Source organism: Antarctobacter albus (assembly GCF_900101505.1).
Classification (GTDB): domain Bacteria; phylum Pseudomonadota; class Alphaproteobacteria; order Rhodobacterales; family Rhodobacteraceae; genus Antarctobacter; species Antarctobacter albus.
Window position 1 is genome coordinate 332,648 of record NZ_FMZI01000005.1, and the last position, 24,180, is coordinate 356,827.

Sequence of the window (24,180 nt, forward strand, 5' to 3'; positions counted from 1 at the left end):
CTAGCCTGCCAGGTCGGCACCGCCATGCCGCGCCTCGAAACGCGCCAGGTCGCGCGCATCTGGGGCCTGCCCGGTAAAGGTCTTCACGTAGTTGGGGATCCGCGCCAGGCGCAGGCCGACATCTTCCTGCACCTGCATCGAGATATAGCCGATCTGCACCAGGTACATCGTGCGCGCCCGCACGTCGGCTTCATCCGGATCAAAGCCGAACCGCTCGAACATCGCCCGGATGGCCGAAAGGCGCAGTTCGTCCGTGGAATTCACCTTGGCGGCGATGGCGTCGGACTGGTGCGCCCAGCCCCGCACCGCCAGGTCCAGCCGGGGTTCGAACCCGCCCCCGGGCAGGAACACCCCGATCACCGAAAGCACCGCCTCGGTGATGGTCTCGGCAAAGCCCTCGGTCGCCTGGACAAGGCATCGGGTGTTGATCTCTTCCCAATCGTCCAGCAGCGCCTGCAGCAGGGCCTCCCGGTCGTCGAAGAACCAGTAGAAACTGGTTCGCGACAGGCCAAGCCTGCTGGCCAGCGGCTGGATCTTCACCGCGTCGATGCCCGAAGCGATGAAAGCCTCGCGCGCCGCGTCGAGCCAAAGCTCTCGCGATCCCCGCCACCCTTTCGTTTTTTCGTCCGTATCCTGCGTCATGACGGATCTTCTAGCAGCAGGACCGAGCTGCCACAAGAAAACTCGACACACATGAACACAAACTTGACATAGATGAACATTCAGTGCATCGCTGGCCCGTCAACACGCGGAGGCCCCATGTCCAACGATCCTCTTCTGCAGCCCTACCAGCTCAAGCACCTGACGCTGCGCAACCGCATCATGACCACCAGCCACGAACCGGCCTACCCCGAGGACGGGATGCCCAAGGAGCGCTACGCCGCCTATCACGCGGAACGGGCGAAAGCGGGCGTGGCGCTGACGATGACAGCCGGTTCGGCCGCCGTATCCAAGGACAGCCCCCCTGTCTTCAACAATATCCTCGCCTACAAGGACGAGGTCGTGCCGTGGATCCGCAACCTGACCGATGCCTGCCACGAACACGGCAGCGCGGTGATGATCCAGCTGACGCACCTGGGCCGCCGCACCGCCTGGAACAAGGGCGACTGGCTGCCCTCGGTTTCCTCTTCGAAACACCGCGAGCCGGCACACCGGGCGTTCCCGAAACTGGCCGAGGACTGGGACATCGAGCGCATCATCGCGGATTTCGCCGATGCCACCGAACGGATGCAGGCCGGCGGTATGGACGGGGTCGAGCTGCAGGTCTATGGCCACCTGCTGGACCAGTTCTGGTCTCCGCTCACGAATGATCTTGATGGCCCATATGGCGGTCGGACGCTTGAGTCGCGGATGCAATTGCTGAACGACGTTCTGGACGGCATTCGCAAACGGGTGGGCACCGAGTTCATCGTCGGCCTGCGCTATACCGCAGACGAGGCCGAAGCAGGCGGCATCACCTCCGAAGAGGGGATCGAGATTTCGAAACGCCTCGCCGCCGGGGGAAAGGTCGATTTCCTGAACGTCATTCGTGGCCGCATCCATACCGATCCCGCCATGACGGACGTGATCCCGGTGCAGGGCATGAAGAACGCGCCGCACCTGGATTTTGCCGGCGCGGTCAAGAAGGCCACGGGCATGCCCACCTTCCACGCCGCCAAAATCCCCGACGTGGCCACGGCGCGCCACGCCGTCGCGGCGGGTCTGCTGGACATGGTCGGCATGACCCGTGCCCACATGGCCGACCCGCATGTGGTGAAAAAGATCATCGAGGGGCGCGAGGATGACATTCGTCCCTGCGTCGGCGCCACCTATTGCCTCGACAGGATCTACGCCGCGGGTGAGGCACTGTGCATCCACAACGCCGCCACAGGGCGCGAGCTGACCATGCCGCATACGATCGCGCCTGCCGCCGACCGCAGGAAGGTGGTGATCGTCGGCGCAGGCCCCGCCGGTCTTGAGGCCGCCCGCGTCGCCGCCGAGCGCGGCCATGACGTGACGGTGTTCGAGGCGCAGCCCGACCCCGGCGGACAGGTCCGCCTGGCCGCGCAGAACCCGCGCCGGCGCGAGATGATCTCGATCATCGACTGGCGCATGGCGCAATGTGCCGCGCGCGATGTCGAGTTCCGTTTCAACACCTGGGCCGAGGTCGAGGACGTGACCGCGCTCGACCCCGACGTGGTGATCGTCGCCACCGGCGGCATGCCCAACACCGAACTCTTCGAGAGCGGCAAGGAGCAGGACCTGGTCGTCACCGCCTGGGACATGATCGCGGGCGACGTGAAACCCGGCCAGAACGTGCTGATCTACGACGAAAGCGGCGATCACCCCGGCCTCATGGCCGCCGAGGTCGCGGCCAACGCCGGCGCCACGGTCGAGGTGATGACCCCGGACCGGACCTTTGCGCCGGACATCATGGCGATGAACCTGGTGCCCTACATGCGCGCATTGCAGGACAAGGACGTGACCTTTACCGTCACCCGCCGCCTCCTGGACGTGGCCCGCGACGGCAACGAGTTGAAGGCAACGATCGGCACGGATTACAGCGATCTCAAGACCGAGAAACGCTATGATCAGGTGGTGGTGAACTATGGCACGCTGCCGATGGATGACCTGTATTTCGACCTGAAACCGCTGTCGTCGAACGGCGGGGCCGTCGACTACGACGCGCTGATCGGCGGCCAACCGCAGACCGTGACACGCGGCCCGGCGGAGGGGTTCCAACTGTTCCGCATCGGAGATGCTGTCAGCGCCCGCAATACCCATGCGGCGATCTATGACGCGCTGCGACTGGTCAAGGACATCTGAAACCGGCGAGGTTCACGCGGGTATCCCATGAAAAGAAGGGCGGCACCGGGGCCGCCCTTTCCTGTTTCCTCGCACGCTGGTTGGCGCGGCTCAGGCCGCTTCGGCGGCCAGCTCTGCCACGCCGGTCCCCAGCAAGTGCAGCAGATGTGGCGCAAAGCTGTGCCAGACGTCCATGCGGAACGCGGTTTCGCCATCGCGCCACAGCAGGACCGTCACGCCGTCGAAGTTGATCCGGCGCCCCTCGCCCACGGCGATGCTGTCGGGGTTGCGCGGCATGCCCAGCGTCAGAAGATCCACGGCACGGGGACCGTCCAGCACGAAGGTGACCTCGCGACCCGACACGTCGACCAGGCTGTGGGGCAGCGTGCCATAGACCTCGTCACAGGCCGCCTGCATACCCGCCGCCAGCGTCTCTGGCGCATGCAGCATCCATTCGTCGGGACCAAGGCACAGCGCCTGGGACTCACCCGACTGCGCGCGCTGGCCGATCCGCGTGGGCAGCGTCAAGCCCAGCGCCGCGTTGAGCGGCGCAAGATCACCGCGCGCCCGCAGGGACAGCCGTGCACATGGTGCGGCAAGGCTGACCCGCGCTACCGCGCTTTCCGCGAGGACCGAGGGGGTGAAAGAGGAAATCGGTGCGTTCATGACAGGCTCCTCAGATCTTCAGACGGGCGTTTTCGGGATCGACGAAGATCGTCGAGGTGATCTTTGCCGCGATGGTGCGGTCGGGCATCGGGATATGGACGGTCTCGCCCATCTTGTCGTGTCCGCCCTCGACCAGCGCCAGGGCGATGGGCCGGCCTACAGCGTCCGAGTGATAGGAGGAGGTCACATGCCCCACCATCTTCATCGGCACCGGCTGGTTCGGGTCAAAGACGATCTGCGCGCCTTCTTCCAGCCTGGACTGATCATCGGTCAGCAGGCCGACAAGCTGCTTGCGCCCGGGCGCGACAAGGTCAGGCCGTGCCAGCCCGCGCATGCCGACGAAGTCGGGCTTGTTCTTGCCCACGGCCCAACCCATGCCCGCGTCATAGGGCGTGACGGTGCCATCGGTATCCTGGCCGACGATGATATAGCCCTTTTCGGCCCGCAGGACGTGCATCGTCTCGGTGCCATAGGCGCAGATGCCATACTGCTGACCGGCCTCCCAGAGGGTCTCCCACAGCTTGCGGCCCATCGGTGCGGGCACGTTGACCTCGAACCCGATTTCGCCGGTAAAGCTGATGCGGAACAGCCGCGCGGGCATGCCCGCAACGGTGCATTCCACGCAGGACATGTGCGGGAAGGTCTCATCCGTCAGCTCCACGCCCTCGACCAGCCCGCCAAGCAGCTTGGCGGCGTTGGGACCGTTCAGCGCGACGGTCGACCATTGCTCGGTGGTGGAGGTCAGCCAGACGTTCAGGTCGGGCCATTCCGTCTGGAGATAGTCCTCCATCATGTTCAGCACCCGCGCCGCGCCGCCGGTGGTGGTGGTGACGTGAAAGCAGTCATCGGACAGGCGACCGATAACACCGTCATCGCGGATGAAGCCATCATCGCCGCAGAGCAGGCCATAGCGGCAGCGACCCGGCGCCAGCTTGGTCCAGGGGTTGGTGTACATGCGGTTCATGAACTCGACCGCATCCGGTCCCTTGACCTCGATCTTGCCCAGCGTGGAGGCGTCGAAGATCCCCAAGGACTTGCGCGTGGCGACGCATTCGCGGCGCACGGCAGCGTCCATGTCCTCGCCCGCCTTGGGGAAGTACCAGGCGCGACGCCACTGGCCGACCGGCTCAAACACCGCGCCGTTTTCCTCGGCCCAGCCGTCGATCTGGGTCTTGCGCGTCACCTCGAAGTGTTCGCCCCGGTGGTAACCCGCGAAGGCGCCGAAGGAGGTCGGCGTATAGGGCGGGCGGAAGGTGGTCAGGCCCACCTGCGGCTGCTTCTTGCCCAGCGCGTCGGCGGCGATGTTCAACCCGTTGATGTTGGACATCTTGCCCTGGTCGGTCGCCATGCCGTTGGTGGTGTAGCGCTTGACGTGCTCGATCGAACGCATGCCCTCGCGCACGGCCAAACGCAGGTCCTTGGCGGTCACGTCGTTCTGGTAGTCGACAAAGGCCTTGGCCTTGCCCGGGCTGCGGTCGGTCGGCAGTTCCTTGTGCGTGGTGCCGGTGCCGGGGCGATCCGCCTCGACGGCATAGGCCATCGTCGCAGGCGCCTTGCCCAGCGCCGCGGCCACCTCACGCCCCTTCTCGGCACCGTCGTTCAAAACTGCCTCGATCCCCCAGAGACCACGGCTTGCGCCTGCGATGACGCAATCCTCGGGCGTGTCCTTGGGCAGGAAGGTGGTCAGGTCGTCGTCCCAGGTGAGCGAGCCCTTGGTGTGCGAGAACAGGTGCAGCGAGGGGGTCCAGCCGCCGGACATAAGCACCGCGTCGCAGGCAATGGTATAACCATCGCCGACGGTGCCGCCCTTGACCGGGTTCACCCGCAGGGAATTGACCCGCAGGCGCCCTGTGGTGCCGGTGGCCGTATGCGCCAGCTTGACCTTGATGCCACGGTCCTGTGCGGCGGCCAGCAGATCCTCGCGGACGGTGTCGCGCGTATCGACAATGGCCTGAACACGGGCGCCGGCATCGGCCAGATCAAAAGCCGCGTACCAGGCAGAATCATGCGCAGTCAGGACAACCGGCTTCTTGCCCACCAGGACGCCGTAGCGGTTCAGGTAGGTCTGCGCCGATCCCGCCAGCATGACGCCGGGACGGTCGTTGCCGTGGAAGACCAGCGGCTTTTCCAGCGCGCCCTGCGCCAGCACGACCTGACCGGCCCGCACCCGCCACATCCGTTCGCGCGGCGTGTCGGCGGGCAGCTCCGGCAAGTGGTCGGTCAGCTTCTCGACCATGCCGATCATGTTCTGGTGGTAATAGCCGATGGCGGTGGTGCGGGTCATGATCCGGACGCCAAGACCCTTCAGTGCCTCGACTTCCGCCGCCAGCCAGTCCCAGGCCGGTTTGCCGTCGATCTGCGCCTGCGGCTCGGACAGCAGCGTGCCGCCTGCCTCCGGGTTCTCATCGACCAGGACGACCTTCAGCCCGTCCACGGCTGCCGCGCGGGCGGCGGCAAGCCCCGAGGGACCGGCGCCGACGATCAGCACGTCGCAATGCAGGTAACGCGAGGCGTAGTGGTCCGGGTCTTCCTCGGTCGGGGAGACGCCCAGGCCGGCAGCGGCGCGGATGAACGGCTCATAGACCTTGTGCCAGAAATTCTTGGGCCACATGAAGGTCTTGTAGTAGAAACCCGCAGAGAACAGCATGTAGGCGGCATCGTTGACCGCGCCGATGTCCCACTTGAGGCTCGGGTACTTGTTCTGCGAGGTCGTCTCCAGCCCCTGCCAGATTTCCTGCACCGTGGCGCGGGTGTTCGGCTCGAACCGGCCCTTGCCGCGACGGGTGCCGACCAGGGCGTTCGGTTCTTCCGATCCGGCGGCGACGGCGCCGCGCGGGCGATGGTACTTGAACGACCGGCCCATCAGGTGCACGCCATTCGCCAGCAGCGCCGACGCGACGGTGTCGCCCTGCACGCCCTTGTAGGACTTGCCGTCAAAGGTAAAGGTGACGGGCCGACCGGTGTCGACGCGGCCCTTGCCCGCTACGCGAAACTGGCTCATTTCAGGCCCTCCGTCAGGCTGGAGAGGTCGGGGCGCGGGGCGCCCGCCTTGTAGGTGGTCAGGAACTTGTCCGAAACAGTGTCGCGCACGGCGTTGAAGAACCGCCCGCAACCGTGGAAATGCCGCCAGCGCTCATAGTGCGGACCCTTGGGGTTGGCGCGGATGAACAGGAACTCCTCCCACTGGTCGTCGGTCTGGCCAGAGGGGTTTTCGGGGCGGATGACATGCGCCTGGCCGGCATAGGTGAACTCGGCCTCGGGCAGCGTCTCTTCGCAATAGGGGCAATGGATCAGAAGCATCTCGATATCCTCAGTGAGCCACAGCCGCGGCGGCGGCCTCGTCGATCAGGCGGCCGGTGCGGAACCGTTCCATCGTGAAAGGTGCGTTGATCGGGTGCGGTTCGTTCTTGGCGATGGTCCAGGCAAAGGTATGCGCCGCGCCGGGTGTCGCCTTGAACCCGCCGGTGCCCCAGCCGCAGTTGACATAAAGCCCCTCGACCGGGGTCTTGGAGATGATGGCCGACCGGTCCGGGGTCACGTCCACGATGCCCCCCCATTTCCGCAGCATCCGCATACGGTTGAAGATCGGGAAGACCTCTGTGATCGCGGCCACGGTGTGCTCGATCAGCGGCAGGCCGCCGCGCTGGCTGTAGGACGTGTACTGGTCGGTGCCAGAGCCGATCACCAGTTCGCCCTTGTCGGACTGGCTGATGTAGGCGTGCACCGCGTTCGACATGACCACGCAGGGGAAGATCGGCTTGACCGGCTCAGAGACCAGCGCCTGCAGCGGATAGCTTTCCAGCGGCAGGCGGACGCCGGCGGTTTCCATCACGACCGAGGTATGGCCTGCGGCAGAGACGGCGACCTTCTTGGCCTTGATGAACCCCTTGGCGGTCTCGACGCCGGCCACCGACCCGTCCGCGTTCCGGCGGATCGCCGTGACCGCGCAGTTCTGGATGATATCCACGCCGCGCATGGCGGCGCCACGGGCATAGCCCCAGGCCACGGCATCGTGCCTCGCCGTCCCGGCGCGTTCCTGAAGCGCACCGCCCATGACGGGGTAACGCGCGTTCGGAGAGATGTTCAGCGGCGGGCAGTAATCCTTACACTCCTGCGTCGTCAGCCAGCGGTTGTCGACGCCATTCAGGCGGTTGGCATGGATGTGCCGCTTGAAGCTCTGGACGTCATGCACGTTGTGCGCCAACATCAGCACGCCGCGGCGCGAATACATGACGTTGTAGTTCAGTTCCTGGCTGAGGTTCTCCCACAGGTCGACCGCGTGATCGTAGAGCTTCGCGCTCTCGTCATAGAGATAGTTCGAGCGGATGATGGTGGTGTTGCGGCCGGTGTTGCCGCCGCCCAGCCAGCCCTTGTCGATCACCGCGATATTGGTGATGCCGTGCTGCGTGGCAAGATAATAGGCGGCACCCAAGCCATGACCGCCCGCGCCGACGATGATCACGTCGTACTCTTTCTTGGGCTGGCTGTCGGGCCATTGCTCGGTCCAGGCCTTGTGGCCGGTCAAGGCGTTCTTCAGCAGGCTGAAGGCACTGAAATGGGTCATGGTCGGCACCTCTGGGGAATACTGCCGCGCAGCCCTACTGGCGTCCGGCGCGACTCGCAGGTATGATTGCGCCATCCAACCCGCAGGTTTGCGCCATGGCCAAACGCACCAGTTCAAAACCGCCCGCCCCTGCCCCACGCAAGCGGCTGAGCGTCGCCTTTCTGCTGGCGGACAGCTTTACCCTGTCCGCCTTTGCCAATTTCGTGGACGTTCTGCGGCTGGCCGCGGACGAGGCGGACATGTCGCGGCCCATCCTCTGCGACTGGGCGGTGCTGTCGGACACGATGACCCCGGTTCGGTCCAGTTGCGGCGTGCGCGTCACGCCGGACACCTCGCTGCGCCGGGCGGGCAAGTTCGATTACATCGTGGTGGTCGGCGGCGTGATGGGCGACAAGCCCGCGCTGAGCCGGGCGGAAAGCGCCTTTCTGACGGCGCGCGCCGAGGCCGGAACGCCCGTCGTGGGCCTCTGCACCGGGGTTTTCCTGCTGCACGAGGCGGGGTTGCTGGACGGCTATCGCTGTTGTGTCAGCTGGTTCCACCATCAGGATTTCGTCAACCGTTTCGACTCTGTCCAGCCGGTCTCGGACCAGATCTTTGTCGTCGACCGGGACCGGCTGACCTGTTCCGGCGGGCATGGCTCCGCCCACCTTGCCGCCTTCCTGGTTTCACGCCACGTCGGCCAGTCCGCCGCCATCAAGAGCCTGAACATCATGATGATCGACGAGGCCCTGCGCGGGGACGAGGCACAGCCGGGCCAGCAAACCGCCCGCACGCCAAGGGACGACCTGGTAAAACGCGCGATCCTGCGCATGCAGCAGAACATCGAGGTGCCGCTGTCGATTGCCGCGCTCGCCCGGCAACTGGGGGTTGGCAGGCGGACACTCGAACGGCGCGTGCTGGCCGATCTGGGACAGCCACCCTCGAAACTCTACCTGGATATCCGGCTGGACCGCGCCCTGCAAAAACTGCGCAGCACGAATGATCCCGTGGCCGAAATCGGGCTGGCCACCGGGTTCTGCGACGGCACCCACCTGGCGCGCGTGCTGAAGGCCGAACGCGGCTTTGCCCCGGGCGAATACCGCAAGGCCCAGGCCAGCCCGCAAGAGGACCTGCCCGCCGTCGGCATCCTGCTGAATCCAAGAGGCTGAACGCCACCGGTCGCAAATTCGATATGCAGAGTCGCAATTCTCGACGTGGCGGAAAGCGCCTCGTGCGATTGCGGCGCAAGAGGCACGGGGGCGGTCCGCCGACTCGCCGACCTTATCGACATTGCAACGCGATCAATCTCCCGCCGCAGGGCGGGCACACAGCAGAAAAGGTGCCGAATGCTGCGCGAATCTGATGTTCTTTCGACGTTGATGCGCCGAAAGCCCGATTATTCCCTCGCACAGGAGTTGTATTGCGATCCGGGCGTGTTCCAGGCCGACATGGACCGCATCTGGTACCGTGAATGGCTCTTTGCGATCCCCTCCTGCGAGATCCCCAAGCCCGGCAACTACATCGTGCACGAGATCGGCGCCTACTCCGTCGTCATCGTGCGCGGCAACGACGGCCAAATCCGCGCCTTCCACAACTCATGCCGTCATCGCGGGTCTGTCCTGTGCAAGACAAAGAAGGGCACCGGCCCCAAGCTGGTCTGCCCCTATCACCAGTGGACCTACGAGCTGGATGGGCGCCTGCTGTGGGCGCGCGACATGGGTCCCGATTTCGACGCCTCGAAACACGGGCTCAAGCAGGTACACTGCCGCAACCTGTCGGGCATGGTCTACATCTGCCTGGCCGATAACGCCCCCGCGATCGACGAGCTGGCCGCAGAAACCGCGCGTTACCTGGCGCCGCACGACCTGGAAAATTCCAAGGTTGCCTATGAAAGCTCCATCGTCGAGCTGGGCAACTGGAAGCTGGTCTGGGAAAACAACCGCGAGTGCTATCACTGCTCTGGCAACCATCCCTCGCTCTGCCGCACCTTCCCCGAGGATCCCCGCGCCATCGGCAACGACGAAAGCGGCGAACTGACCGGACTGCAGCAGGAGCACAGCGCGCGCTGCGAGGCGGCGGGTGCCCCCTCGGCCTTCAAGATGTCGGGACTGGGCGACTGGCGTTTCGTGCGCACGCCGCTGCTGGACGCCGGCGAAAGCTATACGATGGACGGCAAGGTCGCGGTGACGAAACCCAATTCCAACCTGCCCTTCCGGAACGCCGGCTCGCTGTTGAAATTCAAGTATCCCGCGACCTGGAACCACTTCCTGTCGGATCACGTCCTGCTGTTCCGTGTCACGCCGATCAGCGCAACGGAAACCGAGGTCTGCACCAAGTGGCTGGTCCACAAGGATGCGGTCGAAGGACAGGACTATGACCTCAAGCGCCTGACCGAGGTCTGGATCGCGACCAACGACGAGGACCGCGAAGTTGTCGAGAACAACCAGCGCGGCATTCTCTCGCCCGCCTACCAGCCCGGCCCCTATTCGCCGACCCACGAAGGCGGCAACATCCAGTTCGTCGACTGGTACGCTAACACGATGATCCGCGCGATCACCGGTGGCGTCACCCCGATCGCGGCGGAGTAAGAACATGGGACTGGACATGGACCTCACCGCTTCGGCGGATGACGGCATCTGGACCGACGCCGAGCCGCTGGTCTGCTGCGCGGTCGTGCCAGAGGCACCGAACACCGCGACCTTCAGCTTTGTATCGCCCTCCGGCGCGCAGTTCAGCTATGACCCGGGGCAGTTCCTGACGCTGGAACTGCCCGTTCCGGGCGGCACGGTCTGGAACACCTACACGATCTCGTCTTCACCCTCGCGGCCGCTGACCATCGCGGTCACGGTCAAGGCGCAGGCGGGCAGTGTCGGCACGCGCTGGATGCTGGGCCACCTGCAACCGGGGATGAAGATCAAGGCAATCGGCCCCGCCGGGATCTTCTCGCTGCCCCGCAAGGAGCAGAAGAAATACCTGTTCATCTCGGCCGGGTCCGGCATCACGCCCTCGCTGTCGATGACCACCTACCTCTACGACCGTGGCACCAACATCGACGTCACCTTCGTGCATTGCGCCCACCGTCCGCAGGACATCATCGCGCGCCAGCGGCTGGAACAGATGGCCTCGCGCGTGCCCTCGCTCAAGCTGTTCTTCATCGTCGAGGAGGATGATCCCTACCGGGTGTGGACCGGGCTGCGCGGGCGGCTCAACCAGCTGATGATCGGCCTGATCGCGGGCGACTACCTCGACCGCGAAGTCTATTGCTGCGGACCCGAGCCTTTCATGAATGCCGTGCGCGAAATGCTGATCGCGCTTGGTTACGACATGGACCGCTACCACCAGGAGAGCTTTACCGCCCCGGTCAAGGAAGAAGAGCAGCTGCCCGAGCATGACGACGTCATCCCGGACGAGGAGGCCAGCGCCAGCATCGCCTTCGCCCGTTCCGAGGTCACGGCGGACTGCACCGAGACGGACACCGTCCTGGCCGTCGCCCGCGGCGCCGGGATCGTCATCCCCTCGGGCTGCACCTTTGGCGTTTGCGGCACCTGCAAGGTCAAGAAGACCTCCGGTGAAGTGCACATGGTCCATAACGGCGGCATCTCCGAGGACGATATCGACGACGGTTACATCCTCGCCTGCTGCTCCAAGCCCATCGGCGCCGTCGAACTCGACGTCTGATACTCTCCGGCCCGCCTTGGCGGGCCGGGGTCGTTTGTCGTTGCGGGCACTTCGGAATCCGGCACGCCAGCGGGGGTGTGGCGGGCGGCATGATCTTCTCGAGCCAGAGGAGATCCCGCGATGACTGAGACCTTGACCCGCACGCTGCGCAGCACGCGGGACCTGCGGATGCTGCCGGGGCTGACCCGGGGCATTCCGCTTTGCGAGGTGACGGACGGGGCCCAGGTCGAGCGGATCGACGCGGCCTCGATGGACATCCTTGAAAATGTCGGCGTGATGTTTCGCGACCCCGTCGCGCTGGCCGACTGGAAGACGGCGGGTGCCAGGGTCGAGGGCGAGATGGTCTACCCGGACCGTGGGTTGATCCGCGACCTGATCGCCACGATCCCCACCGACTTCACCTATTCGGCGCGCAACCCGGCCGACAACCTCCGCCTTGGCGGGCCGCATTCGCTCTTTGTGCCGATGACCGGCGCGCCCTACCTGCGCGACCTGGACGACGTGCGGCGCATCCCCACGCTGGACGACCTGGCCATGTTCCACAAGCTGGCGCACATGGAACCCAGCCAGCATTCCTCGGCCCATCACATCGTCGAACCCTGCGACCACCCGATTTCGTAGCGGCACCTGCGCATCACCTATTCCTCGATGAAACACTCGGACAAGACCTTCATGGGCATGACCACCAGCCCGAAGAACGCCGAGGACGTGATGGAGAGTGCGCGATCCTCTTCGGCGAGGACTTCATGGAGCAGAACCCGGTCACCACCGGCAACTGCAACTCGCCGCTGGTCTGGGACGAGACGATGCTGGGCGCCATGCGCGCCTTCTGCCGCCGCAACCAGCCGGTGCTCTGCTCGTCCTTCGTGCTGGGCGGGGCCAACACACCCGACAGCGTGCCGGCCACGGTCGCGCAGCTGAACGCCGAGGCGCTGAGCGCGCTCGCCTATACCCAGATCATCCGCCGCGGATGCCCTGAACCAGGAGTATTGACTGAGAACTCCCCGTCTGGCCCCGCCCTTGCCGGCTGGTCTTCTTTGCACTCCTCGAAATCGACGATCGGCTCGCAGGGATCGTGGAAAATCTCTTTGAACAAGAGAGCCCCGGCGAGGTCATGGAACCCGAAGGTTGCCGCGCTGGTGGCCTTCCTGGCGGCTGGGGAAAGCGGCTTTGTCGCGGGGCAGGTCTACACGGTGGACTTAGACCGCATGGCCAAACTGAGCCTGCCGCAATAGCGGCAGGCGCGCGGCTCAATCGTCGCGCGCGCGCCATTCCTTGTAGCGCAGCACCGCATTGGCGCCGATCCGCTGGAAGGGCTGCGGTGGCAGGCGCCTGGGCTGTACCTCGGCGGCAAAATGCCGGGTGATGTCGCTGTCGACGCCGCAGGCCAATTCCGCCGCGCCGATCCCGGTCAGCGTGCCGCGCGCGGTGCCCAGCCCGTTCTGCACGCAGCCCGAGAACAGCCCCTCGTCCAGCCGGCGCATGACCGACACGCTGTTGAGCGTCAGGCAGAGGTGCCCGGCCCAGGAATAGTCCATCTTCATACCGCGCAGCTGCGGGAAACGGTCGTCGAACTTGCATTGCATGACCCGCGCGGCCCGTGCCACCTGGCCCGCGCCGATCTGGTGCCCCGGCGCCAAAGTGGCGCAGGTGCGCGTGACGATCCGGTTGCCGCCCTGGCCGCTGTCGTTGCGGCGCACCGTGGTGTCCATCGGGTCCGAGGGCGTGATGCCCCAGCGGCTCTGCCCGCCGAGGGCTTTCAGGGTCTCGGCGTCCAGTTCCGGCGTCATCACCGCGTAGAGAAAGAGCTGCATCAGCCGCTCCTACTCGAAGCCGAAGCTCTCGAGATGGCCGTTGACGGTCAGGGTGCCCGCCCGCAGCGCCCGCGCGCCGCGGATTGACCGCTTGACGTTGGCGGTAAAGATCGAAGCGGCCAGGCCGTACTCCGTGTCATTGGCCAGGGCGATCGCCTCGTCGAAGCCATCCACCGTCAGCACCGACGGCACCGGGCCAAAGATCTCTTCCCGGGCCTGGGACGCGTCCGGAGCGACCTCCAGGATGGTCGGCTCGACAAAGCCGTTCTCGGCCTTGCCGCCCATCACCACCTTGGGCCCCTTCAGGCAGGACCGGTCCTTGTCGAAATGCGCGGCGGATACCAGCGCACCCACCCGGCTCACCGGGCCCAGCGGATCGCCCATCCGCCATTCCCGGGCATGGGCCTTTACCCGTTCCAGCAGGGCCTCCTTGATGCCATTCTGCACGATCAGGCGCGAGGATGCGGAACAGTTCTCGCCCATGTTCCAGAAGGCGCCATTGACCACATGGGCCGCCACCCGGCCCAGGTTCTCGGCATCTTCCAGCACCACGGCCGGGTTCTTGCCGCCCATCTCCAGCGTGACTTCCTTGAGGTTCGATTCAGCCGCGTAGCGCAGGAAGCGCCGCCCGGTTTCCGTGGAACCGGTAAAACTGAGCGCATCCACGTCCATGTGACGGCCCAGCGGTTCGCCCACCTCCGGGCCAGTGTCCGGCAACACGTTGAAGACGCCCGCAGGCACGCCCGCCTCCATCGCCAGTTCGGCGATACGCAGCGCGGTCAGCGAGGTCTCCTCAGCCGGTTTCACGATCACCGAACAGCCCGCCGCCAGCGCCGGGCCGATCTTTCAGGCCAGCATCAGCAGGGGAAAGTTCCAGGGCAGCACGAGGCCGACGACCCCCACGGGTTCGCGGACAACCAGCGCGATGTGATCGTCCGAGGCCGGAGAGACCTGGTCGTAGATCTTGTCGATCAGTTCCGCGTGCCAGGTCAGGCAATGGATCGTCTCGGGCACGTCCACGGTCTCGCAGTCGTAGATCGTCTTGCCGCTGTCGAGGCTTTCAATCACCGCCAGTTCACGCGCGTTGCGCTTCATCAGCTTGGCCAGCCGGATCAGCACTTCCTTGCGCTGACCGGGATGCAGGCGCGACCAGCGGCCATCCTCGAAGGCGTCCCGGGCCTTCTGCACGGCAAAACCGACGTCCTCGACCCCGCAGGCGGCGACCTGCGCCAGAACCGCCCCGGTGGCCGGGTTCACGCTGTCGAAGGTCTTGCCTGATTGCGCGGGCCGAAAGCTGCCGTCGACGAAAGCCTGCACCGGCAGGGTCAGCCCGGCGGCGAAGGCCTTGTATTCCCCACGGGTCAACAGATCGCTCATTCTGCTGCCTCCGCCTGGGGTCCAGCCTCGATCTCGGCCACGGTACGTTTGAGGACGCGCACCACCTGTTCCATCTGCCGCCTGTCGTCCTTGTTGAGCCGGCGCAGCGGCGGTCGCGGCGGGCCGGCGTACTGGCCCATCTTCTCGCAGCCGTGCTTCACGCACTGGATGAACTTGCCGCCCTGCTCCAGCACCCGCATCAGGGGCATCATCGCCGACATGATCCGGCGGCCCTTGTCGAAGTCGCCTTTGACCCGGCAGGCGCGCCAAAGCGAAATATGCTCCCCCGGCAGGAAGTGCGATCCGGCGCAGACCCAGCTGGCCCGCGCCCTCGACATCGCCCTGTTCGATCAGCGCGATGAACTGGTCGTGCTGGTCCGCCGCAACGCTGCGCTGCTCGGCCATCGAGCGGTTGCGCGGGTTGTAGAAGGACATGCCGATCCGCGTGTGGTCGATCAGCAGACGCCACAGGCTGGGCCTCAGGAACTCGTTGTCGACCATCTCGCCGATGATGGCGTGAAAGCGCTGGTTCATCAGCGCACGCCCGGCGGCATCCCCCTCCCGGATCGCCTTGCGAAACAGCTCCTGCGTGTCTTTCAGCTGCATCACCTGTGCCTCGGTCGCGTTCTCCGCCGGAAGCTGGTGCAGCGCCTCGCGCAGCGGCGGACGCGAAATATAATAGGTCTGCGCAAGCTCTGCCTCGTCGAGGTAGCTGCCGGGCTCGAACACCTGAGTCAGAATTCTGCGCCGCACGTCCTCGACGCGCCGCGCCTTCTTGCTAATCGCCTGCTCGCCCATGCCGTCAACTCCGATCCGTTCCGGTCGGGCGCCTGCGCTGGCCAACACCTTTCGTCGTCCGCCCAACCCAGTAATACATTTTGTCTACAATGAAACTTTATGCAGCCTGACAAGCAGTGGATCATCGTCCGAGCACACGGGGCGTCTGCCGACTCCATGCACCAGCCGCCTGCCGGCATTGCGAGAAAGCACCAAGGGGAATGAGACAGGCCCGGCACATCGTCTTAGCCCTGGTCGAAGACATCACGCATATCGCCTTTGCCTGCGCGGTGCATCCGCTGCGGATCGCGAACCTGATTTCAGCTCAATCTCTGTATCGCTGGTCCTACGCCTCGCTTGACGGGAAAAACGCGCGCAGTTCGGACGGAACGCAGATCGCGGTGCACCACGGGTTCGACGCCCTGCCCGATAGTGACCGCATCTTCGTATTGTCTGGCATCGGGATGCAGACCCAGGACCACTCGGTCCTGCTGACCTCTCTGCGTCGCCAGGACCGGCTGACCCGGACACGGATCAGCGCGCTTTGCTCCGGCAGTTGGGTGCTGGCCACGGGCGGCTTCCTGAACGGGTGCGATGCCGCGATCCACCGGGACTACCACGACAGGTTCATGGAGGCTTTCCCCGAGGTGAACCTGATGCGCAATGTCTTTGTCGCGAACGGCAAGTACCCCACGGCCTCTGGCGGAACCGCGACGGCGGACCTGATGCTGCACCTGATCGCGGAAGACCACGGCCAGGACCTGTCCGTCGCATTGGCGGACCAGATAGTCTACAACGCCGTGCGCGAGGCGACCGCCGTGCAGAAAGTGTCGCTCCAGTCGCGCAGCGGCATACGCAATCCACATCTTGCCGCCGCCATCACCCGGACGCGCGATCACCTCGACAGTCCGATTGCCCCCATGATCATCGCGCAAGACCTGGGGATCTCGACCCGTCAACTCGAACGGCTCTTCGGGAAGGACCTGAACGCCTCACCGAAAAAGTACTACATGAAGATGCGGCTGGAACGGGCACGGCACCTGTTGGTTCAGACAGAGATATCGATCCTCGACGTGGCGCTTGCCTGCGGTTTCAAAATCCCCGGCCATTTTGCAAAGGTCTACCGGACGACCTTTGGCGTCACACCCATTATGCAGCGCGGGCGGCTGTCCCGGTCCGCCCCAAGGCCCTATGGCCATGATTCTCTGGCGGGCCGACGAGGACGCAAAGGGCCGCGAAGCGGCCAGCAAACCGGTCGCACAAGCCACGCCGCACAACCAATGGAGGTGGGAAAGCCCGCGTTTCGGGCAGATCGCCCTTGATCCGGGCACCTATGGTGTACCACCCTTGGCCCCTGGCCGGCGGACGTGTTCAAGCCGGCAAATCCCTGATTTCCGGTACATCTTCGGCAACCAGTGGGCCATTCTTCGCTAGACCATGTTGGAGAAAGGAGGGGCTGGCAGCGTTCCGAATGAACCAGCCCCCTCCCCCAATAGACCAATTTTGCGGCAAGCGCCGGCGCTGCTGACGAACTGGGCAAATCCCCGCAAATATCTAAATTGATGACATAAAAACTGAAACCCGCACTCCATGGACCGGCGATTTTTGGCGATGCGCCCACCTTCCGTTAGAAAAATTGTTTCTCTTGGGTGAATGTTTTGTTTGAAAAGTGCCAATTTTCCGTCATCATGACCACAGGTCCATTCGACCGCGAATGTGGTTCAAAATGGTTCCCAGCTCGCTGGCATTGGTCTTCCGTCGTGTTTTTCGGTGTCAGCCAAGTGAGCCGGCCAAGAAAGACCGGAACAAGACAAAGTCCAAGAGGGAAGACGAAATGTCACTCGACGTAAGCGCAATATACGCCGAACAAGTCACACTGAATTCACTGGTCCAGAACGTCCTGTACGCCTCTGGCACCGTGGGGGCGATCCTGGTCGTCGTGGGGCTGTTGCTGATCGATGCGGGCACCGCCCGCCGCAAGAACCTTTTCAACTCGACCATCGAGAAGACCCTGGGGTTCTTCCTTGGGTTCGCCACCTACTACGTCATCGGCTTCGGCTTCTGGGCCGCGCAGTACTACATCATGGTTGACGCCACGCTGATGGACTCTATCAAGGACTGGTGGATCGGCGGTGCCATGACCAACGTGCACGCACATGACGTCGACCCGGCTGTGTTCCCCGGGCTGAACACCTTCCAGATCTTCATCTTCTTCCTGGCGGTCTTCGCGGGGATCATCAACATCCTGCTGCATTTCTCGGTTTCCGAGCGGATGAAGCCGGCGGCCTATTACATCACCTGCGTCGTCGCCACGGTGGTGTCCTCGGCGCTGAGCCTGGCAACCTGGGGGTCGGTCGGTCCGCTGACCAACATGGGCTTCCACGACTTCTTCGGCGTGGGCTTCGTCTACATGTTCCCGGCGGGCATGCTGCTGGTCTTCACTCCGATGCTGGGCAAGCGCCCCGGCATGATGGAGCCGCACCCGCGCGTGTCGGCCTACCTGGCCCCCAGCATCGGCCTCTGTGCCCCCGGCCTGCTGATGATCTTCGCCGGTCTGCCGATGGTCATCCTGTCCTGCATGTTCTTCTTCGATCCCGAAGCCCTGGCGGTCAGCGTGACGATGGCGGAAACCAGCGTCGGCGTGGCCCTGAACAACTACGCTCTGGTCTGGGCGGGTGGCGCCATCACCGGCATGATCCTGGCCTACAAGTCGGGCAACTACGCCTACACCCTGCTGGGTCCGCTTGCAGGCTACGTTGCGGGCGCCTCGGGCTTTGACGTCTACATGCCCTGGCAAGCCTTCATCGTGGGCCTGGTCGCGCCGATCGCCTCCTACATCGTGTACGAGTTCACGCTCAAGCGCGGCATCGACGAGCACAAGCTGTTCCCGCTCTTCATCGGCGCCGGCTCGCTTGGCATGATCTGCGTGGGCATCTTCAAGGCAGGTACACCGCGCGGCGGCTACCTGGGTATCGAGGAAGGCGCCTATGCCTTCCAGCACGGTGAGATCTCGCTGGTGATGCAGCTTGTCGGTATCGTGACTTGCCTGGGCACCGGCGCAGTGACCGCCCTGGTCCTGTCGGTGATCCTCAAGGCCACCGTCGGTCTGCGGATCGACGACGACGACCAGATCGACGGGCTGGACAAGCTCTACTGGGATCTGGAACCGGATGTCGTCACCCACGCGGACAACGTCCCGCGCAGCTGACGCCAAGCCCCCAAGGAAAGGCCCCGGACGTCACGCCGGGGCCTTTTTGCTTTCGACGCAGCTTGTGGCGGGTTGAACCCATGTCCTACCATGCTGCACAAGCACAGCCGGACAGCCCTGACGGACAAGCAGATGCCGAACACCAGAAATGCCGAAGTCGCGCCCGATCACACCATCGGGGAAACCGTGCGCATCGTGGTCGACAAGCTTTTGGTACGCATCCAGTCAGGGGAGTACCCGCCCGACTCGCGCCTGCCCAGCGAACGCGCCCTTGCCGCGGAACTGGGCGTGTCACGCAACACCGTGCGCGAGGCATTGGATGTCCTGGAAAGCCGTGAACTGATCCGCCGCCGGCAGGGCAGCGGCAGCTTTGTCACCTACCAATCGCACCGCGCGGAGGCACCGATGCCCGGATCCGTCGGCGAACGCACCAGCCCGCTGGACCACCTCATCGTCCGGTCGATCATCGAACCTGAGATGACACGCATGGCGGTGATGAACATGACGCCCAAGGACCTCGACGGGCTGGCCCAGGTCGTGGCCCAGATCGAGACCGTGCGCACCGATCTGAATGAATTCATCCGCTGCGAGGAAGAGTTCTATCGCTCGATCGCACGGGCCACCCGCAACCCCCTGCTGGAGGCCTGCTACGAGCTGACAATCGAGGTTTGCCGTCAAAGCTTCCGGACCGCGCTGATGCGCAAGCACCTCACACCCGGCCGCATTCAAAGCTACCAGGCGCGGTTCAACTCTCTGTTCAATGCAATTGCCACGCGCGACGTCGAGGCCGCTGTCGAGATCACCAAGCTGCACCTGGTGGAAGAACAAAAGCTGTTCCTGCACGAGGGTTGACCGTCGCGACGCCCCCGCCCCGTCAGTCGATGATCTCGCGCGCCGTCAGTCCGGTCTGAATTTCGCCCATCTCGACCCGCTGCTGCCAGAGCTGGCCAACCCGGCCCATGTGGTCGCGAAGCAGCTCTTCGTGGCGTTCCAGCCAGTCGGGGACGGACAGGAACTCGGCGATCCGGGCCCGGCCTTCGCGCAGACGTACCACCGGCCAGTCCCCGATCAGGGCATTGTTGATGCCGAACATATGTTCGCCCCACCAGCGCGCGGGGCCAAAGGCATGAGTGACCGGCTCCATCTGTTTCATCGTGGTCAGGACAGAGACCGGGTGAACCGAGGCCACCTTTTCCACTGCCGCGTGCCAGATTTCCAGGATGGCAACATATTCCCAACTCACCGCGCTCCAGGTCCCCGGGTAGCGGCTGTTGTATTCCTTGAAGAAGGCACTCGGCTTGTTGAAGAAGAACGCCTTGCGCGCCAGTTTCGGGTCGTCGAAATCCGGGAACTGGAACAGCGATCCTTCCATGAAACTCTCGGAGGTCCGGGCCACGATGCGTTCGTAGTTGTCCAGAGTGCAGGACAGGATGCGCCCCTTGAACCCCTTCTCATAGGCGTATTCCGTCATCGCGTGCACCATTGGCGTGTAGCTGGTGCACCAGCACAGGACGTCCGGTTCCGCCTCCAGCATCGGCCCGACGATTTCGGCCACGTCGGTCTGTTCGGGATCGTACTGGATGTCCTTGACCACTGGCAGGCCCTCGGCCTCGAAGGCTGCGCGATAGGTCGCGGTCGACGGCAGGCCCAGCGCGTCCTTCTGGCTGCAAATCGCAATGCGCCGCAGATGCGGTTCGTTCTTGGCCAGCCACTCCACCCCGGTCACGTTGTAAACCGGGTGCACCTCTGACGGCGCGATCAGATAGCGCGTGTCCGGTGACAGGTCGCTGGGCAAAAGGGTCGATGTCAGGACTCGATTTTCCGTCAGGAAGTTGCGCAGCGGGGTGAAGGTATCCCCGCCCAGCATCATCAGCAGCTTGACCTGCTCGCTCAGCACCAGATGACGCGCGCCCTCCATCGCCCGTTCAGGCTCGTACCCGCAATCGAAGGGGACGATTCGCAACGGGTACCTGCGGCCGCCGATCAGGATGCCGCCGGCCTTGTTCAACCATTCCGCCCAAAGCCGCACGCCATTGAGCCCCGGCAAGCCCCAGGAACTGACGGGACCGCTCAATGGGGCCAGGAAACCGATGCTGACAGGCTCGTTCATGCCCACCCGGTCGGAGGGAAACATGGATGTCACGGCGATACGGTGAGCGAAGCTGGAGTTGAGCATACCAATTGCTACCACTCAAACCGCCTATCTCAAAACATGATTTTCTTTATCTGACGGGAAATTTGTTGCCTGATGTGAAAAATTATTGACAGGACCCCTGATCAATGGCCAGATTTGGTTCAACCAAAAAGAACCAATTGATGCCTGTCAGACATGGGAGACAGATATGACCAAGAAACGCGTCGCGATCATCGGAGCGGGCCCGTCCGGACTGGCCCAACTTCGCGCATTCCAGTCCGCCGCGGACAAGGGCGAAGAGATCCCCGAGATCGTTTGCTTTGACAAACAGGACAACTGGGGCGGCCTGTGGAACTACACGTGGCGGACCGGGCTGGACGAAAACGGCGAGCCGGTCCACTGCTCGATGTATCGCTATCTCTGGTCCAACGGCCCCAAGGAAGGTCTTGAATTCGCGGATTATTCCTTTGAGGAGCACTTCGGCAAGCAGATCGCGTCCTATCCGCCGCGCGCCGTTCTCTTCGACTATATCGAAGGCCGGGTGAAGAAGGCCGGCGTGCGTGACTGGATCCGCTTCAATTCCGCCGTGCGCTGGGTCAACTACAACGCCGACACCGGCATGTTCACGGTCACGGTCCATGACCACGCCAAGGACCACGTCTACTCCGAGGACTTCGATCACGTGATCTGCGCCTCTGGCCACTTCTCGACCCCGAACGTGCCCTACTACGAGGGTTTCGAATCGTTCAACGGCCGACTGGTCCATGCGCATGACTTCCGCGACGCGCGCGAATTCTCGGGCAAGGACATCCTCGTCGTCGGTTCCTCCTACTCGGCCGAGGACATCGGGTCGCAGTGCTGGAAATATGGCGCCAAGTCGATCACCTCCTGCTATCGCAGCGCGCCGATGGGCTTCAAATGGCCCGACAACTGGGAAGAAAAGCCGGCGATGGAAAAGGTGGACGGCAACACAGTCTACTTCTCGGACGGCACCACGCGCGACGTGGACGCAATCATCCTCTGCACCGGCTACAAGCACTACTTCAACTTCCTGCCGGACGACCTGCGCCTGAAAACCGCGAACCGCCTGGCCAGCGCGGACCTCTACAAGGGCGTGGTCTATGTTCACAACCCCAAGATGTTCTACCTGGGGATGCAGGACCAGTGGTTCACCTTCAACATGTTCGACGCACAGGCATGGTGGGTGCGTGACGCGATCCTCGGCAAGATCGACCTGTCCAAGGTCTCGAAGGACGAGATGATGGCAGACGTGAAGGAACGCGAGACCCGCGAAGAGGCGGATGACGACGTGAAATACGCGATCCGCTATCAGGCCGACTACATCGAGGAACTGGTGGCCGAAACCGACTATCCCAGCTTCGACATCGACGGTGCCTGCCAGGCCTTCTACGAGTGGAAGAAGCACAAGGCAGAGGACATCATGGGCTTCCGCAACAACCGCTACAAGTCGGTGATGACGGGAACGATGGCGCCCGTGCACCACACGCCCTGGAAAGACGCGCTGGACGACAGCATGGAAGTCTACCTGCGCAACTGATGCGAATGGCCTCCGGGGCTCCGAGCCCCGGACCGACCTGCGGCACGCGGCGCATTTCGCTCCCGTCGCGACGAACCGCAGCCCCTGCGCCGGGATCACAACGGGCCATGCCCTGCGTGTTCCCGGCATTTTCATGTCCGATATACCGCCCCTCCCCTGTCAGGAACGCCCGTGACACCTCCGCAGGGCGCCGGATGCACATTTCAAAAGCTCTTTTGGCCCAAAATGCACCTTGGGGAAAATTATTTTCCCAACAAGGATTGCGTCTTATGCAACCATCGGCGACAGATTTGATGCCCCATGTCCGATTTGTGCCCATTTTCGTCTGATCGGGGCAGCGACTCCCAGCTAACTATGACGGAAGATGGACCAAAGGAGTCCGAATCTATGCACTACTCAGGGTTCAAGGTCATCAAGGAAGCGCTCACCGGCCATCGCGGCTGGGGTCCGGCCTGGCGCGATGCCACGCCAAAGGCGCAATATGACTACGTCATCATCGGCGGCGGCGGGCATGGCCTCGCCACGGCCTACTATCTCGCCAAGGAGTTCAAACAGGCCCGTATCGCGGTGCTTGAAAAGGGCTGGATCGGCGGTGGCAACGTGGGCCGAAACACCACGATCATCCGCTCCAACTACCTGCTCGACGGCAACGAGCCCTTCTACGAATTCTCTCTGAAGCTTTGGGAAGGGCTGGAGCAGGACCTGAACTACAACGCCATGGTCAGCCAGCGCGGCATCCTGAACCTGATCCATTCGGACGCCCAGCGCGATGCCTTCATCCGGCGCGGCAACGCGATGATCCTGAACGGCGCGGACGCCGAACTGCTGAGCACAGCCCAGATCGTCGAGCGTTACCCCTTCCTGAACGTGAACAACGCCCGTTTCCCGATCAAGGGCGGGCTGGCCCAGCATCGCGGCGGCACGGTCCGCCACGACGCGGTGGCCTGGGGCTATGCCCGCGCTGCCGACCGGCGCGGCGTCGACATCATCCAGAACTGTGAAGTCACCGGCTTCCGGATCGAGAATGGCACCTGCAAGGGTGTCGAGACCTCGCGCGGTTTCATCGGCGCGGGCAAGGTCGCTTCCTGTGTCGCGGGCTCCTCCTCGCGGCTGATGGAGAAGGCCGGGATGCGGCTTCCGATCGAGAGCCACGTCCTGCAGGCCTTTGTGTCCGAAGGTTTGAAACCCCTCCTCCCTGGGGTAATCACCTTCGGCGCCGGCCACTTCTATTGCAGCCAGTCCGACAAGGGCGGCCTGGTCTTCGGCGGCGACCTCGACGGATACAATTCCTACGCGCAGCGCGGCAACCTGCCGGTGGTCGAGGATGTCTGCGAAGGCGGCATGGCGATCTTCCCCAACCTGGGCCGTGCGCGCCTGTTGCGGATGTGGGGCGGGATCATGGACATGTCGATGGATGGCTCGCCCATCATCGACCGCACCCATATCGACGGGCTCTATTTCAACGGCGGTTGGTGTTACGGCGGCTTCAAGGCCACCCCGGCCTCGGGCTATGCCTATGCGCATCTGCTGGCCACCGACACCCCGCACAAGACTGCCACCGCCTATCGCTTCGATCGTTTCGCCACCGGCCACATGATCGACGAAAAGGGCATGGGCAACCAGCCCAACCTGCACTGAGCG

The 24,180-nt window shown here is 64.0% G+C and carries 16 protein-coding genes and 4 pseudogenes; 10 read left to right on the top strand and 10 right to left on the bottom strand.

The genetic code is table 11. The features are described from left to right. On the bottom strand, positions 1-642 hold the full coding sequence (locus BLQ71_RS11305; protein WP_074621791.1) for a TetR/AcrR family transcriptional regulator: 642 nt from the start codon (positions 640-642) through the stop codon (positions 1-3). 117 nt (positions 643-759) lie between these two features. On the opposite strand from BLQ71_RS11305, the gene BLQ71_RS11310 reads away from it, so the two are divergent. Then, a complete protein-coding gene (locus tag BLQ71_RS11310) occupies positions 760-2,805 on the top strand; it encodes an NADH:flavin oxidoreductase (RefSeq protein WP_074621792.1) in 2,046 nt (681 codons plus the stop codon). A 90-nt stretch (positions 2,806-2,895) separates the two neighbouring features. On the opposite strand, the gene BLQ71_RS11315 is transcribed toward BLQ71_RS11310, so the two are convergent. Genes BLQ71_RS11315 through BLQ71_RS11330 form a run of 4 tightly spaced genes read right to left on the bottom strand, consistent with a single transcriptional unit; the run spans position 2,896 to position 8,014 of the window. Next, positions 2,896-3,450, bottom strand: a complete 555-nt coding sequence (locus BLQ71_RS11315) for a sarcosine oxidase subunit gamma (RefSeq protein ID WP_074621793.1) — start codon at positions 3,448-3,450, stop codon at positions 2,896-2,898. Between the two features lie 10 nt (positions 3,451-3,460). Next, the gene (locus BLQ71_RS11320) at positions 3,461-6,451 is read right to left on the bottom strand and encodes a sarcosine oxidase subunit alpha (RefSeq protein WP_074621794.1); all 2,991 of its coding nucleotides are present in this window, start codon (positions 6,449-6,451) and stop codon (positions 3,461-3,463) included. Further along, entirely contained in the window at positions 6,448-6,750 is a 303-nt protein-coding gene (locus BLQ71_RS11325) for a sarcosine oxidase subunit delta (protein WP_069208938.1), read from the bottom strand. Before BLQ71_RS11325 ends, BLQ71_RS11320 begins: the two co-directional genes overlap by 4 nt. 10 nt (positions 6,751-6,760) lie before the next feature. Continuing rightward, entirely contained in the window at positions 6,761-8,014 is a 1,254-nt protein-coding gene (locus BLQ71_RS11330) for a sarcosine oxidase subunit beta family protein (protein WP_074621795.1), read from the bottom strand. Between the two features lie 95 nt (positions 8,015-8,109). Between BLQ71_RS11330 and BLQ71_RS11335 the strand changes: the two genes are divergently transcribed. From BLQ71_RS11335 to BLQ71_RS11350, 4 genes and pseudogenes are all read left to right on the top strand, one after another. Beyond that, complete coding sequence (locus tag BLQ71_RS11335; RefSeq protein WP_074621796.1) at positions 8,110-9,162, top strand: GlxA family transcriptional regulator; 1,053 nt, start codon at positions 8,110-8,112, stop codon at positions 9,160-9,162. A gap of 177 nt (positions 9,163-9,339) precedes the next feature. Beyond that, positions 9,340-10,581 (top strand): aromatic ring-hydroxylating oxygenase subunit alpha, encoded by a 1,242-nt coding sequence (locus tag BLQ71_RS11340; protein ID WP_074621797.1) that lies wholly within the window; start codon positions 9,340-9,342, stop codon positions 10,579-10,581. A 4-nt stretch (positions 10,582-10,585) separates the two neighbouring features. Then, on the top strand, positions 10,586-11,671 hold the full coding sequence (locus BLQ71_RS11345; protein WP_074621798.1) for an FAD-binding oxidoreductase: 1,086 nt from the start codon (positions 10,586-10,588) through the stop codon (positions 11,669-11,671). Between the two features lie 168 nt (positions 11,672-11,839). Further along, positions 11,840-12,906, top strand: a pseudogene (locus tag BLQ71_RS11350) (trimethylamine methyltransferase family protein). A gap of 15 nt (positions 12,907-12,921) precedes the next feature. Here BLQ71_RS11350 and BLQ71_RS25765 read toward each other — a convergent pair. The 4 genes and pseudogenes from BLQ71_RS25765 to BLQ71_RS11365 form a co-directional block, all read right to left on the bottom strand. Continuing rightward, complete coding sequence (locus BLQ71_RS25765) at positions 12,922-13,485, bottom strand: FAD-binding oxidoreductase/lyase (protein WP_083342222.1); 564 nt, start codon at positions 13,483-13,485, stop codon at positions 12,922-12,924. Positions 13,486-13,503: 18 nt separating this feature from the next. Further along, positions 13,504-14,862: pseudogene (locus BLQ71_RS11355) on the bottom strand (aldehyde dehydrogenase family protein); the annotation flags it as partial. After that, positions 14,859-15,182: pseudogene (locus BLQ71_RS11360) on the bottom strand (dihydrodipicolinate synthase family protein); the annotation flags it as partial. The pseudogenes BLQ71_RS11360 and BLQ71_RS11355, both read right to left, overlap by 4 nt. 55 nt (positions 15,183-15,237) lie before the next feature. Then, positions 15,238-15,660, bottom strand: a pseudogene (locus BLQ71_RS11365) (GntR family transcriptional regulator); the annotation flags it as partial. A 200-nt stretch (positions 15,661-15,860) separates the two neighbouring features. Between BLQ71_RS11365 and BLQ71_RS11370 the strand changes: the two are divergent. The 3 genes from BLQ71_RS11370 (at position 15,861) to BLQ71_RS11380 (ending at position 19,699) form a co-directional block, all read left to right on the top strand. Continuing rightward, positions 15,861-16,961 (top strand): GlxA family transcriptional regulator, encoded by a 1,101-nt coding sequence (locus tag BLQ71_RS11370; RefSeq protein ID WP_074621799.1) that lies wholly within the window; start codon positions 15,861-15,863, stop codon positions 16,959-16,961. A gap of 512 nt (positions 16,962-17,473) precedes the next feature. Continuing rightward, on the top strand, positions 17,474-18,847 hold the full coding sequence (locus BLQ71_RS11375; protein WP_043146944.1) for an ammonium transporter family protein: 1,374 nt from the start codon (positions 17,474-17,476) through the stop codon (positions 18,845-18,847). Positions 18,848-18,979: 132 nt separating this feature from the next. Beyond that, positions 18,980-19,699, top strand: coding sequence for a FadR/GntR family transcriptional regulator (locus BLQ71_RS11380; protein ID WP_043146979.1), 720 nt, complete (start codon positions 18,980-18,982; stop codon positions 19,697-19,699). 22 nt (positions 19,700-19,721) lie between these two features. On the opposite strand, the gene BLQ71_RS11385 is transcribed toward BLQ71_RS11380, so the two are convergent. Further along, the gene (locus tag BLQ71_RS11385) at positions 19,722-21,023 is read right to left on the bottom strand and encodes an ABC transporter substrate-binding protein (protein ID WP_074621800.1); all 1,302 of its coding nucleotides are present in this window, start codon (positions 21,021-21,023) and stop codon (positions 19,722-19,724) included. A gap of 166 nt (positions 21,024-21,189) precedes the next feature. Here BLQ71_RS11385 and BLQ71_RS11390 point away from each other — a divergent pair, with 166 nt between their 5' ends. Both BLQ71_RS11390 and BLQ71_RS11395 read left to right on the top strand, forming a co-directional pair. Next, on the top strand, positions 21,190-22,539 hold the full coding sequence (locus BLQ71_RS11390) for a trimethylamine monooxygenase (RefSeq protein ID WP_043146948.1): 1,350 nt from the start codon (positions 21,190-21,192) through the stop codon (positions 22,537-22,539). Positions 22,540-22,926: 387 nt separating this feature from the next. Beyond that, a complete protein-coding gene (locus BLQ71_RS11395; protein ID WP_069208934.1) occupies positions 22,927-24,177 on the top strand; it encodes a sarcosine oxidase subunit beta family protein in 1,251 nt (416 codons plus the stop codon). Positions 24,178-24,180: the final 3 nt, after the last annotated feature.